Origin of the sequence: Streptomyces sp. NPDC090083 (assembly GCF_044747445.1) — a bacterium.
Taxonomy (GTDB): Bacteria; Actinomycetota; Actinomycetes; order Streptomycetales; family Streptomycetaceae; genus Streptomyces.
The window spans coordinates 402,826-418,142 of record NZ_JBIVED010000007.1 but is presented as its reverse complement, the minus strand read 5'-3'; the positions used below and the strand labels follow the sequence as shown (position 1 = coordinate 418,142).

Genomic DNA, 15,317 nt, shown 5'->3' with positions numbered 1-15,317 from the left:
ACCATGGATCTTGGACTGAAGGACCGGGTGTACGTCGTCACCGGCGCCACCCGAGGGCTCGGCAACGCCACCGCGCGCGAGCTGCTGGCCGACGGCGCGAAGGTGGTCGTCACCGGGCGGGACGAGAAGCGGGCCGCCGACGCGGCGGCCGAGCTGGGGCCGAACGCGGTCGGCGTGGCCGTCGACAACGCCGACGCGGACGCGCCGGCCCGGCTGCTCGCCGCCGCGCGCGAGCACTTCGGGGGCTTCGACGGCATCCTCGTGAGCGTCGGCGGCCCGCCGCCCGGGTTCGTCGCGGACACGACCGACGAGCAGTGGCAGACGTCGTTCGAGTCGGTGTTCCTGGGGGCGGTGCGGCTCGCGCGCGCCGCCGCGGACGAGCTGGCCCCGGGCGGTGTCATCGGGTTCGTGCTGTCCGGTTCGGTGCACGAGCCGATCCCCGGGCTGACGATCTCGAACGCGCTGCGGCCCGGTCTCGCCGGGTTCGCGAAGTCCCTCGCGGACGAGCTGGGACCGCGCGGCATCCGTGTCGTGGGGCTGCTCCCGGCCCGTATCGACACGGACCGGGTGCGCGAGCTGGACGGCCTGTCCGCGGACCCGGAGGCCACGCGCGCGGCCAACGAGTCGCGGATCCCGCTGCGGCGGTACGGAGCCCCGGACGAGTTCGGGCGGGTGGCGGCGTTCCTGCTGTCGCCGGCCGCCTCCTACCTGACGGGGATCATGGTCCCTGTCGACGGCGGGATGCGGCACGGCTTCTGACCCGCCGTCAACCCACCCTTCAACTCGCCCCCCTCAACTCACCCTTTCCGCGCGGTGCTTGACGCCCGTCAGGCGGACCTCCGTCGGCAGCGTCTCCAGACCCGCCGACTCGCGCGCGTGGGAGAGGGCGTTGGCCGTCAGGTGGTCGAGGGCGACTCCGGGGTCCACGTGCGGCTCCAGGCTGAGCTGGACGCGGGCCTCGGGGGCCGTGCGGGTCCCGGCGAGCCGCACGTGCGCGTGGGCCACGCCCTCCAGGTCGCCCGCGTCACCCGCGAGGACGCCCTCCAGGGCCCGGCCCCGGAGCAGCGCGCCCTCACCGTCGCCGGTGCGGACGGCGACCTCGGTGAGCCGACGCCTCCGCAGCACCGCGACGAGCCACCACAGGGCCAGCAGGACGAGGACGGCGAGCACGGCGAGGACCGTGGGCCACCACCAGCCGTCGCCCCGCCAGCGGGTGCGCCGCGCGGCGCTCAGCAGGACGTCGTGACGTCCGTCGTAGATCCACCAGGAGGGCGGTTTCGCGCCGAGGCCGACGGCCAGGACGGAGCCGCCGAACACGAGGAGTACGAGGCCCACGACACCGATCAGCACGCGGTTGACGATCCTGAGCACCGGCCTCATCCCTTCCGTCCGGAACGGCCGACGCGCACCGACAGCGCGGGCGGCCGGGCGAGTCCGAGCCCGGTGATCGCGTCGCCGAGCACGGCGTCCAAGTCGGCCCGTACGTCGTCGAGTTCACGGAAATGCGACACCGCGCGGACGTCGGCCTTCGTCCGGCTCGTGCGGACGCGCACCGACTGCACGCCCGAGACCTCCATGGCCCGGTCGCGCAGCACCATCGCGGCGGCGGCGCGCTGCAGACCGGCCCGGACGTCGGCGTGGGTGCGGCGCATCGGCAGCACCTGCCGCAGTCCGGGGGTGAGCGCGAGCACGATCAGCAGCAGGCCGAGGGCGGCGGCGACACCGGCGCCCACGAGGACCCAGGTGTCGTCCAGGGGCCGTTCGGCGAGCTGCCGGGCCAGTACGCGGCGCCAGTGCATCGCGGGCCGCTCGGCGCGGACGGCGGCGACGTCGTAGAGCAGGACGCCCGCGCCGGCGAGCAGCAGGACGGCGACGACGGCCGCGGGGACGCGGCGCGCCGACCAGAAGCGGCCGCCCTTGCCGTCGCCGTCATGGACGACCGGGACGTCGTCGTCGGACGGGGCGGCGTACCCGCCGTGTCCGGGGTCGGTGTCCTTCTCGATGACCGGTAGTCGTTGGGTCGTGCCTTCGGAGCCCTGGGGCTCGCTCATCGCGTCCTCCCCTGCGCCACGCCGTGCGCGTGTGCCGGATGCAGCCGTTCCACATGGACGGCGACCTCGGGCACCTCCATGCCCACCAACGCGCGTACCCGCTGAACCACCTGTCGACGCACCCGAGTACAGCGGTCGCCGATATCGCACGGATAGCCGAGTTCGAGGTGCACGCGCACGCGTACCGCGTCGACGGGCGTCCCTCCGCTCGAACGAGGTTGGGAGCGGGAGAGTACGACCACGGTGGCGTGCGGCGGCGCGGCCTCCGGGGGCAGCGGTCCGACCGCCTCGCGCGCGGCCTGCGCGGCGATCTTCGCCACGACCCGGTCGGCGATCCGGGTGGCGCCCCGCTCGCCGGGCGCGATGACCGCCGCCGGTCCGCCGCGTTCGTCGACGGCGCTGTCCCCGCCGCTCACGGGAGTCATCGCCGCCGGTCGTCACGCGAGCGGAAGAAGTCGCCGAGTTCCAGGTCCCCCTCCAGGAACCGGCCGACGACGTACCCGATGGCGCCCAGGGCCGCCACCAGCAGGAACGCCCCGAACCCGCCGAAGTATCCGGCGAAGCCCAGTGCCATTCCGGCGATCATGCCGACCACGGCCCTGCTCATCCTGCGCTCCTCAACTCGTTCGTCGGCCCGCTCGTTGACTCGTTCGCCGGTCCGGTCACTGGAGCCTGGGCTCCGGTTCGTCGTCCTCCTCGTCCGGCAGCTTCACGTCGCTGACCGCGATGTTGACCTCGACGACCTCAAGGCCGGTCATCCGCTCCACGGCCGCGATGACGTTCTCCCGCACGGCCCGGGCGACGTCCGCGATCGACACGCCGTAGTCGACGACGATCTCCAGGTCGAGCGCGGTCTGCACCTCGCCGACCTCGGCCTTCACACCCCGGGACACCGATTTCGAGCCGCCGGGCACCCGGTCGCGCACGGCTCCGAAGGTGCGGGACAGTCCGCTGCCCATGGCGTGGACGCCGAGGACGTCCCGGGCGGCGAGCCCGGCGATCTTCTCCACGACGCCGTCGGCGATCGTGGTCCGTCCCCTGGACGCGGGGGCGCCGCCGCCGCGCTTGGTGGGGGGTTTGCGCATCTGCGGGGACTCCCGATCGCCGTCGGGGTCCTGTGTCCGGTTCCGCTCCGTCATGTCGGTCATCGCCGTACATCCCTTTCGGTCGTCGTCCCTTCGACCACGGTAGTTCCGGTTGCTCGGTCCCGCGCTGGACATGCGGCAGGCTGAGGGCATGACGGCGGACGCGTGGACGCGAGCGGTACGGCATCAACTCCGGCTCGGCAGGCTGCTGCCCCTGGGTGACCGGCGGGACGGCGCGTGGATCGCCGAGCGGGCGGCCGAGACGGTGCTGCGGGGCGCCGTGGAGGGGATGCGGGGCGTACGGCTGGGCACACTGCGGATCGCCCTCGCCGATCCCGAGGACACGCGGGAACCCGCCGTACCGCCTCCGCCGGGTGCCCTGCCGCCCGGCCCGCTGCGGATCACGGCCGACTTCGCGGCGGTGGCGACGGAACCCCTGCCGGAAGCGGCCTCCCGCCTGCGTACGGCGCTGGCGACGGCCTCGGCGGAGCGGCTCGGGCTGGTGGTGGCGGAGGTCGATCTACAGGCGACGGTGCTGCTGGACCATATGGACGACATGGACGACATTGGTGCCGTCGACGAGGTTGACGGCGCTGACGGCGTCAGCCGTATGGACGAGGCGGACCGAGTGGACGCTCCGGGCCGTGTGGACGATGTGGATCACGATCCTGCCGCCGACATTGACCAGGTTGATGACGTTGACCGTGTGGACGGTACGGATGACAGCGGCCCCGTGTCCCAGGTCGCCGCGGCTGCCCTGGCCGTCCCTGGCGTGGTCCGGCTGACCGGTGCGCTGGGTGGCCTCGGCCGGGCGGTGCACATCACGGAGGTCGCGGGTGAGGGGGCGCTGCCGCGTCCGCACGCGCGTGTGGAACTCGCGGTGCGCGCGGACCGCCGGGCCGTGGACGTGGCCCGGGAGGTCCGCGCGGCGGTCGGCGCGGCACTGCCGGCCCACCCGACCGTGGCCGTACTGGTCACCAAGGTGGACTGACGGCGGGTGGGTGGGCGGCACGGTGGACCGGCGGTCCTGGGGGTGAACCGGCGGGGTTACTCGCCGACGCCTGCCAGGTCCCGCAGGCGGCGTGCCTGCGCGGCCCGCTCGGCGGCGCGCTGGTCGTCGTAGGCGCGGCCCTGGACGCCCTGGAGGAGCGCCTTGGTCTCGATGACGGCGTCGCGCGGGGCGGCCAGCAGCGCGGTCGTCAGGTCGTGTACGGCGTCCTCCAGCTGGTCGGCGGGGACGGCGATGTTCGCGAGGCCGCTGCTGACGGCCTCCGCGGCGAGGACGGAGCGGCCGGTCGCGCAGATCTCGAGCGCGCGGGCGTAGCCGACGAGGCCCACCAGGGGGTGTGTGCCGGTCAGGTCGGGTACCAGGCCGAGGCTGGTCTCGCGCATGGCGAACTGCACGTCGTCGGCGACGACGCGCAGGTCACAGGCGAGGGCGAGCTGGAATCCGGCGCCGATGGCATGCCCCTGGACGGCAGCGACGGACACGATGTCGCTGCGCCGCCACCAGGTGAAGCCTTCCTGGTACTCGGCGATGGTCCCGTCGAGCACGGCGTCGTCGCTGCGCGCGAGGTCGATGAACGACGGTTCGCCGTCGAAGCCCTCGGGCGTGAACGCCTGCCGGTCCAGTCCGGCCGAGAAGGACTTGCCCTCGGCGCGCAGCACCACGACACGGACGGTGCCCGGCAGCGACCGTCCGGCCTCCGCCAACGCCCGCCACAGAGCGGGACTCTGGGCGTTGCGCTTGGCCGGGTTGGTCAGGGTCACCGTGGCGATCGCGTCGTCGACGGTGAGCCGTACGCCGTCCTTGTCGAGTACGGGACCGAGGTCCTTGTCGTCCTGTTCGGGCGAAGCCATGGGGTGCCTCCGATGTGTGCGGTCAGCAGAGCAGAGCTAAGTGACTGCACAGTAACCACCCGGCCGGTCAGTCGTCCGACCGGGTGGCCACCATCGAAACCGATGGGCCGCCCGGGATCAGGCAGGTCAGGCCGAAGCCTTCTTGCCCCGGGTCGCCCCGCCACGCCCACGGAGCGTGACGCCCGACTCGCTGAGCATCCGATGGACGAAGCCATACGAGCGGCCGGTCTCCTCGGCCAGCGCCCGGATGCTCGCACCGGAGTCGTACTTCTTCTTCAGGTCTGCCGCGAGCTTGTCGCGCGCGGCGCCGGTTACCCGGCTGCCCTTCTTCAGAGTCTCGGCCACCCGTGCCTCCTCATGGGAAGTGCGCTCTTGGTCTCCTCATGATCACCCCTCCAAGCGTTCATGGCCACCCATTCGGCAAGGTCCGTAAGACAAGGTTTTGACGACAGGAGCGCGTCCCCACATACGGAATATGGAATTCCCTAGGGCGTTGTCCGTACGGCCGAACGAGTTGTTTCGCGAAGTGCCTGGTCAGAGACGCGGAACGGCCGAGCCCTTGTCGATAAAGGGCTCGGCCGGGAAATCGATGTACGACACACCACGGTACGAGGAGACCTCACACAGATGGTGGATCAACGGTAGGCCGAATGATCCATACGCCGTGGATCAAGCATTCGGTCAAGCCGCACCGGCCCTCAGGCGAGCGCGACGAGATCCGCGTAATCCGCACCCCACAGGTCCTCGACACCGTCCGGCAGCAGGATGATGCGCTCGGGCTGGAGAGCCTCGACGGCGCCCTCGTCGTGGGTGACGAGAACGACGGCGCCCTTGTAGGTCCGCAGCGCGCCGAGGATCTCCTCGCGGCTCGCGGGGTCCAGGTTGTTCGTCGGCTCATCCAGGAGGAGGACGTTCGCGGACGACACGACGAGCGTGGCGAGCGCGAGGCGGGTCTTCTCGCCGCCGGAGAGGACCCCGGCCGGCTTGTCGACGTCGTCCCCGGAGAACAGGAACGAGCCGAGGGTCTTGCGGACCTCGACCAGGTCCAGGTCGGGGGCGGCGGAGCGCATGTTCTCCAGGACCGTGCGCTCCGGGTCCAGGGTCTCGTGCTCCTGCGCGTAGTAGCCGAGCTTGAGGCCGTGGCCCTCGATGACCTCTCCGGTGTCGGGCTTCTCGGCACCGCCGAGGAGCTTCAGGAGGGTCGTCTTGCCGGCGCCGTTCAACCCGAGGATGACGACGCGTGAACCCTTGTCGATGGCCAGGTCGACGTCGGTGAAGATCTCCAGGGAGCCGTACGACTTCGACAGGCCCTCCGCCATGAGCGGGGTCTTGCCGCACGGCGAGGGCTCCGGGAAGCGCAGCTTGGCGACCTTGTCGGAGACACGCACCGCGTCCAGCCCTGCGAGCAGGCGGTCGGCGCGCTTGGCCATGTTCTGCGCGGCGACCGTCTTGGTGGCCTTGGCGCGCATCTTGTCGGCCTGCGAGTGCAGGGCGGCGGCCTTCTTCTCGGCGTTCTGCCGCTCGCGCTTGCGGCGCTTCTCGTCGGCCTCGCGCTGCTGCTGGTAGAGCTTCCAGCCCATGTTGTAGTAGTCGATCTGAGAGCGGTTGGCGTCCAGATAGAACACCTTGTTGACGACCGTCTCGACCAGGTCGGTGTCGTGGGAGATCACGATGAAGCCGCCGCGGTACGTCTTCAGGTAGTCGCGCAGCCAGACGATCGAGTCGGCGTCGAGGTGGTTCGTGGGCTCGTCGAGGAGCAGCGTGTCGGCGTCCGAGAACAGGATGCGCGCCAGCTCGATACGGCGGCGCTGACCGCCGGAGAGCGTGTGGAGCGGCTGACCGAGGACACGGTCCGGGAGGTTCAGCGCGGCGGCGATGGTGGCGGCCTCGGCCTCGGCGGAGTAGCCGCCCTTGGTGAGGAACTCCGTCTCCTGGCGCTCGTACTGCCGCATGGCCTTGTCGCGGGTGGCGCCGCTGCCGTTGGCGATGCGCTGTTCGTTCTCGCGCATCTTGCGGATCAGGACGTCCAGGCCGCGCGCCGAGAGGATGCGGTCCCTGGCGAGCACGTCCAGGTCGCCGGTGCGGGGGTCCTGCGGGAGGTAGCCGACCTCGCCGGAGCGGGTGACGGTGCCGCCGGCGGGCTGGCCCTCGCCGGCCAGGACCTTGGTCAGGGTGGTCTTGCCGGCGCCGTTGCGCCCGACCAGGCCGATGCGGTCGCCCTTGGCGACACGGAAGGTGGCGGACTCGATGAGGACGCGGGCACCGGCGCGCAGCTCGATACCGGAGGCGGAGATCACGGACAGACTCCAGAGCGGGGTCGTAGGCGGAAGGGGCGGCTGAGGACGTTCCCGCCGTCTAATGCGCGAGGAGAATGGCCATGGGCCAAGTCTAACGGGGCCGTGCAAGGGCTTTTCCGGTGCGCGGTGGGTCGTCACCGCGGGGCGGGCGGCCCGGGGTGATCCGGTACGGGTCGTGCACGGCGGTGAGCTGCGCGGTCCTGCCGGGTGCCGGGTGCCGGGGCGGGTGCCAGGAAGGGGCGTGCGTCGTGACGTACGGCACGCGCGTGCGTGCGGGGTCGGTGGCCGTCCCCCGTTCGGCCCCTCGTCCGGCGCCCCGCCGGGAGCGGCGGGCGAGGATGACGCCATGCAGTTCGACGACGACGCGAATCTGGACACCTCCGAGGTGCAGGACGTGCGCGGCAGCCGGATTCCCGGTGGCCGGGCGACCGTGGGCGGTGGCCTCGCGGGGCTGATCGCGCTGCTGCTCGGGCTCTTCTTCGGTGTCGGTCCCGACAACCTGGGGTTGTCGTCGGGCGGCGACTCACCTGCGGCGACGGCGTCCTCGCTGGCCCAGGTGCAGTCGGCCTGCCGGACCGGGCAGGACGCGAACACCAAGGAGGACTGCCGCATCGTGGCGGTGGTCAACAGCGTGCAGGACTTCTGGGCGCAGGAGTTCCGGCGGCGCAACGGCACGTACACGCGGTCGCCCACGGTCTTCTTCAGCGGCCGGGTCGCCACGGCGTGCGGGACGGCGACCTCGGCGGTGGGGCCGTTCTACTGCCCCGGCGACCGGAAGGTCTATCTGGACCTGGGGTTCTTCGACGAGCTGCGGACGAAGTTCGGCTCCAGCGGCGGGCCGTTCGCGCAGGCGTACGTCGTGGCCCACGAGTACGGGCACCACGTCCAGGACCTGATGGGCACGCTCGGCAGGTCGCAGGACGGCCGGACCGGTGCGAACAGCAACGCGGTGAAGGTGGAGCTCCAGGCGGACTGCTACGCCGGGGTGTGGGCGCATCACGCGACCACCACGAAGGACGAGTCGACCGGGCGGCCGTTGATCACCAGCCTCACGGACGCCGACATCCGGGACGGGCTGGACGCGGCGGCGGCCGTGGGCGACGACCGGATCCAGGAGCGGTTCCAGGGCCGGGTGACGCCGGAGAGCTGGACGCACGGGTCGGCGGCGCAGCGGCAGCAGTGGTTCTACACGGGCTACCGGACCGGCGACATGGCCCAGTGCAACACCTTCCGCTGACGCCGGTCGCCGGTCCCGCCGCACGGTTCGCGAGGTCGTTGTCAGTGGCGGGTGCAAGACTCGTCGAAAGGGTTCAGAACAGCGGAAAACACCCGACGGACGACGAACACCCGACGCACAGGGAAGTGATCGGCATGACAGGCAAGGACAGCGGGCGTCCCAGCATCTACCCGTCGCTGCTGTACACGGACGCGAAGGCGGCGATCCGGCAGCTCACCGAGGCCTTCGGTTTCACCGAACTCGCGGTGTACGAGGGCGAGGACGGCTCGGTGATGCACGCGGAGCTGGTGCAGGGGAACGGCGCGGTGATGCTCGGTTCCAAGGGCCGCGGCGGCCGCTTCGACGAGGCGATGAAGAGCGCGGGTCCCGCCGGGGTGTACATCGTCGTGGACGACGTCGACGCCCATCACCGGCGGGCCGTGGAGCACGGCGCGGAGATCCTGATGCCCCCGACGGACCAGGAGTACGGCTCCCGAGACTACATGGCCCGGGACGCCGAGGGCAACATCTGGAGCTTCGGTACCTACGCTCCGGACACGGGGACCTGACCGCGACTAGCTGCCTCCCGTGTGCACCTGGAAGGCCGCCCGGCGTACGGCCTTGGCGAGTGCCGGGTCGGGGTGGGCGGCGGCGAGCGCGACGAGGACCTGCACGGTGCGGGGATGACCCACGGCGCGCACCTCGTCGAGGAGCATGGGCACCGTCGGCTGGATCGCGGACTCCAGGTGGCGCACCAGCAGCGGGGCCTCCCCGTGGTCGGCGACCGCGGCGGCCGTGTCGACCCACAGCCAGGTGGCCTCGGCACGGGTGAGCACCTCGTGGGCGTCCTCCGGGTCGATCCCGTCGTGCTCCGCGAGCCACAGCAGGGCGTACGGCCGCAGCGTCGCCTCGTCGGCGACGGAGCGGACGTCGGGCTCGGCGGGGGCGCCGACGACCCGCAGCGCCTCGAAGGCGAGGCCGCGCAGCAGGGCGTCCTCGCCGCGGGCGGCGGCGATCAGCTCGCCGACCGCGCTGCCCACGGTGCGGGCGGCGAGCCAGGCGCGGTACTCGGCGCGGGCGGCGTTCGGGCGGAGCTGGGAGCAGCCGCGGAGCATGTCCTCGGCGGACTGCTCGATGTTCCCGGCGGGGCTCTGCGCGGCCACGCAGATCTGCTCCAGCTTGACCCATACCGCCCAGCTGCCGAGCGGGGTGAGGGTGGCCTGGGCGTCGCCGTAGGTGAGGGCGCCGACGGAGGCGAGGGCGTGCAGGGCCCAGTCGAGGAGCGGGTCGAGCGGGTCCAGTGGCGCGTCGGCGGCCGGTGGCTGCGGGACGGGCTCGGGCTGGGGGCCGTAGGGGATCTCGCAGCGCTCGGTGCGGAGTTCGGTGACCCGTTGGCCGAGGAGGTCGAGGAGCTGTTCGACGGGGACGGGTCCGGCGGACAGCTGGAGGAAGGAGAGCACCTGAGGCATGGCCGAGACGACCTCGGCGACGGCTGAGGGCTCGTGCTCCCGGGGTTCGGGGTGGGCGAGCGACCAGGCGTCGAAGAGGGCGACCCAGCCGCGCAGTACGGCGCTGTCGTCGCGGTCCCAGGCGCGCAGCCGCCAGCCGGGGCGGGCGGTGTCGCCGTGCACCTCGACGAGTCCGGCGAGGCGGGCGGTGTCCCAGTCGGCGCGGACCTGAGCCGGGGTCAGGCCCAGTTCGGCGGCCGCCCGTTCGGCGGTCGCGTCGGAGAGGGTGCCCTTGCCGTCGGGGCTCGCGCTGTCACGGCCGGGGCGTAGTGCGGCGTCGGCCCAGTGGGCGACGCGGGCGGCTCCGGCCAGGCCGGAGCGTGCCATTCTGGCCAGTTCCGCGGGGGCCGGTGTGCCCTCCGGAGGGCGGGGTGCGGGGCGGCGCGAGCGCCGCTGGTTCATCGCTCGAGGGGCGGCGGCCAGGGGTCGCGGGCGGACGAGTCGAAGCCTGGAGTCGCGCGGGATACGGGACGTCACGGGTGCAGTCTTCCGGTTGACGGTCCGAAAACCCAAACGGAATGTCACGGCGGGCGACGGGGATGGCCAAGGGACGGGGTGTCGCGGGGTACCGGGGACCGCGATCAGGCCAGTGGTACAGGGCTAAACGGAAGGCCGGCGGGGGGTGGAGAGGGTGGAAGTCCGGGGTGGTGAAGGGGGGCGTCCGGTACGGGCCGGAGGATCACATGAGCGGGGTGAGGAAGCGGCGCAGGATCTCCTCGTAGCCGGCCGGGTCGGCGTTCCACATCGCGCTGTGCGGGGCGTGCGCGACCGGCTGGAGGGTGATCAGGTCGGGGCGCTGCGCGGCGAAGCGGCGGGAGAGGGACCAGGGGGCCACGGTGTCGTCGGGGCCGTGGAAGATCAAGGTCGGGACATCCAGCCGGGCCGGGTCCGCGGCCTCGGCGATGCGCTCGCCGTGCAGACCGGTGCGGCCCTGGGCGGCGCGGACCGCCAGCGGCAGCAGCGCGCCCGGGGTGTGCCGGGCGGTGGCGAGGGCGCGCAGCGTCGTCTCCCAGTCCAGCACCGGGGAGTCCAGCACCAGGCCGGAGACGCGCTCGCGCAGCGCGGAGTGGGCGGCGGCGCGCAGGGCCATGGTGGCGCCGGTGGACCAGCCGTACAGGACGACGTGCTCGGCGCCGTAGCGGACGGCGTAGCGGATCGCCGCGTCCAGGTCGCGCCACTCGGTCTCGCCGAGGTGGCCCAGGCCGTCGGGGTTGCGGGGTGCGCCGAGGTCGCCCCGGTAGGCGAGGGCGAGGACCGGGAAGCGGTTGCGGTGCAGGAACTCCATCAGGTTCATGGAGAGTTCGCGGGTGGCGGCCAGCCCGTGCACGGCGATCACCCAGGTGCCGCGTGCCCCGGGCACGAACCAGGCGGGCAGGGAGCCGAGCTCGCCGGGGATGTCGATGTCGGCGTGGTCCAGGCCGAGGGCGGCGCTCGGATTGCCGATGTGGACGTTCGGGGTGAGCCACACCTTGTCGCCCGGGTGGAGGGTGCCGTGGGTGACGCGTTCGAGGCGACGCACGACGGCGTCGGCGGAGGTGGAGGCGCTCTCCACCACGGGTCCGACGACCGCGTGGGAGCCGTCGCCCGCCAGACCGTACGTGCCCGGGCGGAGCGAGGCGAGATCCCGGGTGAGGGCGATCTGGCCGGCGGCGGTGGAGTGCACCGTGAGCCGGGGTTCGGTCGGCAGCGGGCGCCCGGGCGACGCCTTCAGCGCGGCGTCACTGGCGTACCGCCCGGCGACGACACCGGCGACACCGGCCGCGAGGGCCACGGAGACGGCTGCGGCCGTCGCTTTGACTGTGCGCACGGATCCAGTGTCGTGGGGGACGGGGGCGGGGGCCAGCGGGAGGGGTTCCGGGGTGGGTGGGGGCGGGTGTTTCGGGGGTGGGCCGGGCGGAGGCGGGTCACCGGGCCGCGCGGGTCACGCGGGCCGCGGGAGGCGGCTCGCCACCGCCGGTGGGCACCCCGGAAGGAAGCCGGCCGCAGACGCCTCCATCAGGCCTCGCCGCGCACCCACCCGCCGCCCCCGGCACCGGCACCGGCACCGGCACACCAGCGGCCCGGCACACCGGCACCATCAGCAGCCCGGCACACCGGCAGCCCGGCACCACCGGTCGGCCTCACCCACTCACCGCCCCCGCGTCCTCGCCCTCGCCCTCACCCCGGCTGCCCGTACCCCCTCAACCTCTCCCCCGCCTCGGCCACCTGTTCCCCCGTCAGCAGCGAAGGCGACAGGCCCGGTACCGATGACGCCGTGAGCCACAGCCGGCACATCCACTCCAACTGGGCCGTGCGGTCGAACGCCTGGTCCAGGGAGCCGCCGTAGGCGATCGTGCCGTGGTTCTGGAGGAGGCAGGCGGAGCGGCCGGTGAGGGCGTGGAGCATGTTCTCGGCCAGTTGCTCCGTGCCGTAGGTCGCGTACGGGGCGACCCGGACCGGGCCGCCGAGGGCGCCGGACATGTAGTGGACGGAGGGGAGTTCGGGGACGAGGGTCGAGACGGCCGTCGCGTGGACGGCGTGGGTGTGGACGACCGCCTGGGCGCCGGTACGGCGGTAGACGGCGAGGTGCATGGGCAGTTCGCTCGTCGGGAGCATCGTGCCCAGCACCTGTCGGCCGTCGAGGTCCACGCCGACCGCGTCGGCGGGCGTCAACCGGTCGTAGGGCACACCTGACGGGGTGACAAGAACGGTGTCGCCGACGCGCACGGAGACGTTCCCGGAGGTGCCGACGACCAGCCCGTCGGTGACGGTCCGGCGAGCGGTCGCGACGAGCGCGCCCCAGGCGTCCGCCTCCTCGGCACGCACACTCCTGCGTTGCGCCTCCCCCGAACTCCCGCCGCTCACCGTGCTCCCCGTCCCCTCACGGGCACTCCGCCCACCCCGCTGATCCACCCGTCGCTCAGCCATCCCCTGATCCTCTCAGCCGGTATCCCAACCCACGTTCGAGCGAAGGCACTTTAGGCCGGAAGCCATAGATCCGAAAGATACATATAGGCATAAACCGCCCACGCCGGCCGCCCGACCGGCAACCGGTCAGCAACCCACCAGCAGCGACGGATCCCCCAACACCCGCTGGGAGAGCCGCCGTCCACACCACCACCCAAGGGAAACATGGCCCGCCACCACGCACCGAACCCCACCCGCCCCCACACCCGCCTCCTCGCCGCCACCCTCACCGCCGCGGCCCTGGTCACCACGCTCACCGCCGTCACCACCACCCCGGTCTCCGCCGCCGGCTCCCCCAAGGGCCACGACGTCTCCTCCCACCAGAAGACCGTCAACTGGTCGAACGCGAAGGCGAAAGGCGCGACCTTCGCCTACGTCAAGGCGACCGAGTCGACCACGTACCGCAACCCGTACTTCAGCCAGCAGTACGACGGCGCCCGCAACGCCGGCATCATCCGCGGCGCCTACCACTTCGCCCTGCCGAACAAGTCGTCCGGCACGAGCCAGGCCGCGTACTTCGTGGCGCACGGCGGCGGCTGGAAGGCGGACGGCTGGACGCTGCCCCCGGCGCTGGACATCGAGACGAACCCGTACGACAAGAAGCACCCCTGCTACGGCCTGAGCAAGACCGGCACGGTCAACTGGATCAAGGCCTTCAGCGCCGAGGTGAACCGGCGGACCGGCCGCCGACCGGTGATCTACACGACCACCCAGTGGTGGAGGACCTGCACGGGCGACAGCGGCGCCTTCGCCTCGACGCACCCGCTCTGGATCGCCCGCCACGGCTCGGCGGACGCGGGGGCGCTGCCCGCCGGATGGTCGTACTGGACCTTCTGGCAGTACGCCAACAGCGGCGGCCTCCCGGGTGACCAGAATCTCTTCAACGGGACGATGGCCCAACTGCGGAAGTTCGCCCGCGGCCACTGAGCGCCGCCCGTAGCCACCACCGAGCGACCACCAGGCAATTCACTGAGCATCCGGACACCACGGATATCCCCTCAGTTCATCTTCCGTTCATTCAGGTTGCCTACGGTCAACGCGCCGATGACCTCGAACGATTGTCTGGGTAAATGGAAAACTTCTCGCTGATCCTCGCGATTGTGGTCATCACCGCACTCGCGTTCGATTTTACGAACGGTTTTCACGACACCGCCAATGCGATGGCCACCACCATCTCGACCGGTGCACTCAAGCCCAAGGTCGCGGTGGCCATGTCGGCCACCCTCAACCTGGTGGGCGCCTTCCTCTCCGTGGAGGTCGCCAACACGATCTCCAAGGGACTCGTCGACGAGAGCGGAATCCGGCCCGAGGTCATCTTCGCCGCCCTGGTCGGCGCGATCCTCTGGAACCTGGTGACCTGGCTCGTCGGGCTGCCGTCCAGTTCCTCGCACGCCCTGATGGGCGGGCTGATCGGCGCGACCATCGCCTCCGCCGGGACCGGCGCGGTCCACGGTGACGTCCTGGTCACCAAGGTGCTGCTGCCCGCGCTCGCCGCGCCGGTCGTCGCAGGCGTCGCCGCCCTGCTCGCCACCCGCTTCTCCTACGCCCTGAGCCGCGACGAAGGCGGCAAGGCCGCCGACAAGGGCTTCCGCGTCGGCCAGATCGCCTCCGCCGGACTGGTCTCGCTGGCCCACGGCACGAACGACGCGCAGAAGACGATGGGCATCATCACGCTGGCCCTGATCGCCGGCGGTTCGATCGCCCCCGACTCGGACCCGCCCACCTGGGTCATCCTCTCCGCGGGCCTCGCCATCGCGATGGGCACGTACATCGGCGGCTGGCGCATCATCCGCACGATGGGCAAGGGCCTCACCGACCTCCGGCCGCAGCAGGGCTTCGCCGCCCAGACCAGTGCCGCCGCGGTCATCCTGGCCTCCTCGCACATCGGCTTCTCCCTCTCCACCACGCACGCCGTCTCCGGTTCGGTGATGGGCGCGGGCCTCGGCCGCAAGGGCGGTGTCGTCCGCTGGTCGACCGCGACCCGGATGTTCGTCGCCTGGGGCCTCACGCTGCCGGCCGCCGCGCTGGTCGGCGCGCTCGCCGAGTCCGTGACCGACCTCGGGGACTGGGGCACCGCGCTGGTGGCCGTCTTCCTGGTCGCCTCCAGCGCCGGTATCTGGGCGCTCTCGCGCCGCCAGGTCGTCGACGCCTCGAACGTCAACGAGACCGACGAGCCGGCCGGCGTGATCACCACCGCCATCGCGGCCGTGACCCCGCCCCCGGCGGTCGCCCTCTCCGAAGGCCTCACGGCGACGATCCCCTCGCCGCCCGTCGTCGCCACGTCCGACCCGATGACCCCGATGACCCCGCCGACTCCGGCCACCTCGGCGACCCCGCCGGCCGCCGCCGTCTGA

General features: G+C 72.3%; 17 protein-coding genes. 6 read left to right on the top strand and 11 right to left on the bottom strand.

The window, feature by feature from the left end; all coding sequences use genetic code 11:
- The first annotated feature begins 3 nt into the window (after positions 1-3).
- The gene (locus ACIPTO_RS26215; protein WP_401196063.1) at positions 4-759 is read left to right on the top strand and encodes an SDR family oxidoreductase; all 756 of its coding nucleotides are present in this window, start codon (positions 4-6) and stop codon (positions 757-759) included.
- 33 nt (positions 760-792) lie between these two features.
- Here the strand turns inward: ACIPTO_RS26215 and amaP are convergent, their stop codons facing one another.
- From amaP to ACIPTO_RS26190, 5 genes are read right to left on the bottom strand one after another with little or no spacing between them, the layout of a single operon-like run.
- A complete protein-coding gene (amaP, locus tag ACIPTO_RS26210; protein WP_401196061.1) occupies positions 793-1,380 on the bottom strand; it encodes an alkaline shock response membrane anchor protein AmaP in 588 nt (195 codons plus the stop codon).
- Complete coding sequence (locus ACIPTO_RS26205; RefSeq protein ID WP_401196059.1) at positions 1,377-2,051, bottom strand: DUF6286 domain-containing protein; 675 nt, start codon at positions 2,049-2,051, stop codon at positions 1,377-1,379. Before ACIPTO_RS26205 ends, amaP begins: the two co-directional genes overlap by 4 nt.
- Positions 2,048-2,476 (bottom strand): Asp23/Gls24 family envelope stress response protein, encoded by a 429-nt coding sequence (locus ACIPTO_RS26200; protein WP_401196056.1) that lies wholly within the window; start codon positions 2,474-2,476, stop codon positions 2,048-2,050. Before ACIPTO_RS26200 ends, ACIPTO_RS26205 begins: the two co-directional genes overlap by 4 nt.
- A complete protein-coding gene (locus ACIPTO_RS26195) occupies positions 2,473-2,658 on the bottom strand; it encodes a hypothetical protein (protein WP_266767328.1) in 186 nt (61 codons plus the stop codon). Before ACIPTO_RS26195 ends, ACIPTO_RS26200 begins: the two co-directional genes overlap by 4 nt.
- Before the next feature lie 55 nt (positions 2,659-2,713).
- Complete coding sequence (locus ACIPTO_RS26190) at positions 2,714-3,199, bottom strand: Asp23/Gls24 family envelope stress response protein (RefSeq protein ID WP_366319311.1); 486 nt, start codon at positions 3,197-3,199, stop codon at positions 2,714-2,716.
- Positions 3,200-3,287: 88 nt separating this feature from the next.
- Between ACIPTO_RS26190 and ACIPTO_RS26185 the strand changes: the two genes are divergently transcribed.
- Positions 3,288-4,127 carry a nucleopolyhedrovirus P10 family protein gene (locus tag ACIPTO_RS26185; protein ID WP_401196054.1) on the top strand — a complete coding sequence of 280 codons (840 nt, stop codon included), beginning with the start codon at positions 3,288-3,290 and terminating at the stop codon, positions 4,125-4,127.
- A 56-nt stretch (positions 4,128-4,183) separates the two neighbouring features.
- On the opposite strand, the gene ACIPTO_RS26180 is transcribed toward ACIPTO_RS26185, so the two are convergent.
- From ACIPTO_RS26180 to ACIPTO_RS26170, 3 genes are all read right to left on the bottom strand, one after another.
- A complete protein-coding gene (locus ACIPTO_RS26180) occupies positions 4,184-4,996 on the bottom strand; it encodes an enoyl-CoA hydratase/isomerase family protein (RefSeq protein ID WP_401196052.1) in 813 nt (270 codons plus the stop codon).
- A gap of 126 nt (positions 4,997-5,122) precedes the next feature.
- Positions 5,123-5,341, bottom strand: a complete 219-nt coding sequence (locus tag ACIPTO_RS26175) for a helix-turn-helix domain-containing protein (protein ID WP_019060653.1) — start codon at positions 5,339-5,341, stop codon at positions 5,123-5,125.
- A gap of 353 nt (positions 5,342-5,694) precedes the next feature.
- On the bottom strand, positions 5,695-7,293 hold the full coding sequence (locus ACIPTO_RS26170) for an ABC-F family ATP-binding cassette domain-containing protein (protein ID WP_366319317.1): 1,599 nt from the start codon (positions 7,291-7,293) through the stop codon (positions 5,695-5,697).
- Positions 7,294-7,639: 346 nt separating this feature from the next.
- Between ACIPTO_RS26170 and ACIPTO_RS26165 the strand changes: the two genes are divergently transcribed.
- Both ACIPTO_RS26165 and ACIPTO_RS26160 read left to right on the top strand, forming a co-directional pair.
- Positions 7,640-8,530 carry a neutral zinc metallopeptidase gene (locus ACIPTO_RS26165; RefSeq protein ID WP_366319319.1) on the top strand — a complete coding sequence of 297 codons (891 nt, stop codon included), beginning with the start codon at positions 7,640-7,642 and terminating at the stop codon, positions 8,528-8,530.
- A gap of 134 nt (positions 8,531-8,664) precedes the next feature.
- On the top strand, positions 8,665-9,078 hold the full coding sequence (locus tag ACIPTO_RS26160; protein ID WP_366319321.1) for a VOC family protein: 414 nt from the start codon (positions 8,665-8,667) through the stop codon (positions 9,076-9,078).
- Between the two features lie 6 nt (positions 9,079-9,084).
- Here the strand turns inward: ACIPTO_RS26160 and ACIPTO_RS26155 are convergent, their stop codons facing one another.
- The 3 genes from ACIPTO_RS26155 to ACIPTO_RS26145 form a co-directional block, all read right to left on the bottom strand.
- A complete protein-coding gene (locus ACIPTO_RS26155; protein ID WP_366319323.1) occupies positions 9,085-10,494 on the bottom strand; it encodes a hypothetical protein in 1,410 nt (469 codons plus the stop codon).
- Between the two features lie 202 nt (positions 10,495-10,696).
- Entirely contained in the window at positions 10,697-11,824 is a 1,128-nt protein-coding gene (locus ACIPTO_RS26150) for an alpha/beta hydrolase family protein (RefSeq protein WP_401196048.1), read from the bottom strand.
- 350 nt (positions 11,825-12,174) lie between these two features.
- The gene (locus ACIPTO_RS26145) at positions 12,175-12,924 is read right to left on the bottom strand and encodes a class II aldolase/adducin family protein (RefSeq protein ID WP_401196046.1); all 750 of its coding nucleotides are present in this window, start codon (positions 12,922-12,924) and stop codon (positions 12,175-12,177) included.
- 204 nt (positions 12,925-13,128) lie between these two features.
- Between ACIPTO_RS26145 and ACIPTO_RS26140 the strand changes: the two genes are divergently transcribed.
- Both ACIPTO_RS26140 and ACIPTO_RS26135 read left to right on the top strand, forming a co-directional pair.
- Positions 13,129-13,890 carry a lysozyme gene (locus ACIPTO_RS26140; protein WP_401196043.1) on the top strand — a complete coding sequence of 254 codons (762 nt, stop codon included), beginning with the start codon at positions 13,129-13,131 and terminating at the stop codon, positions 13,888-13,890.
- 143 nt (positions 13,891-14,033) lie between these two features.
- A complete protein-coding gene (locus tag ACIPTO_RS26135; RefSeq protein WP_401196041.1) occupies positions 14,034-15,317 on the top strand; it encodes an anion permease in 1,284 nt (427 codons plus the stop codon).

Coding starts and splice junctions, on each gene's coding strand:
- ACIPTO_RS26215 (WP_401196063.1), top strand. CDS start 4: ATGGATCTTGGACTGAAGGACCGGGTGTACGTCGTCACCGGCGCCACC.
- amaP (WP_401196061.1), bottom strand. CDS start 1,380: ATGAGGCCGGTGCTCAGGATCGTCAACCGCGTGCTGATCGGTGTCGTG.
- ACIPTO_RS26205 (WP_401196059.1), bottom strand. CDS start 2,051: ATGAGCGAGCCCCAGGGCTCCGAAGGCACGACCCAACGACTACCGGTC.
- ACIPTO_RS26200 (WP_401196056.1), bottom strand. CDS start 2,476: ATGACTCCCGTGAGCGGCGGGGACAGCGCCGTCGACGAACGCGGCGGA.
- ACIPTO_RS26195 (WP_266767328.1), bottom strand. CDS start 2,658: ATGAGCAGGGCCGTGGTCGGCATGATCGCCGGAATGGCACTGGGCTTC.
- ACIPTO_RS26190 (WP_366319311.1), bottom strand. CDS start 3,199: ATGACCGACATGACGGAGCGGAACCGGACACAGGACCCCGACGGCGAT.
- ACIPTO_RS26185 (WP_401196054.1), top strand. CDS start 3,288: ATGACGGCGGACGCGTGGACGCGAGCGGTACGGCATCAACTCCGGCTC.
- ACIPTO_RS26180 (WP_401196052.1), bottom strand. CDS start 4,996: ATGGCTTCGCCCGAACAGGACGACAAGGACCTCGGTCCCGTACTCGAC.
- ACIPTO_RS26165 (WP_366319319.1), top strand. CDS start 7,640: ATGCAGTTCGACGACGACGCGAATCTGGACACCTCCGAGGTGCAGGAC.
- ACIPTO_RS26160 (WP_366319321.1), top strand. CDS start 8,665: ATGACAGGCAAGGACAGCGGGCGTCCCAGCATCTACCCGTCGCTGCTG.
- ACIPTO_RS26145 (WP_401196046.1), bottom strand. CDS start 12,924: ATGGCTGAGCGACGGGTGGATCAGCGGGGTGGGCGGAGTGCCCGTGAG.
- ACIPTO_RS26140 (WP_401196043.1), top strand. CDS start 13,129: ATGGCCCGCCACCACGCACCGAACCCCACCCGCCCCCACACCCGCCTC.
- ACIPTO_RS26135 (WP_401196041.1), top strand. CDS start 14,034: ATGGAAAACTTCTCGCTGATCCTCGCGATTGTGGTCATCACCGCACTC.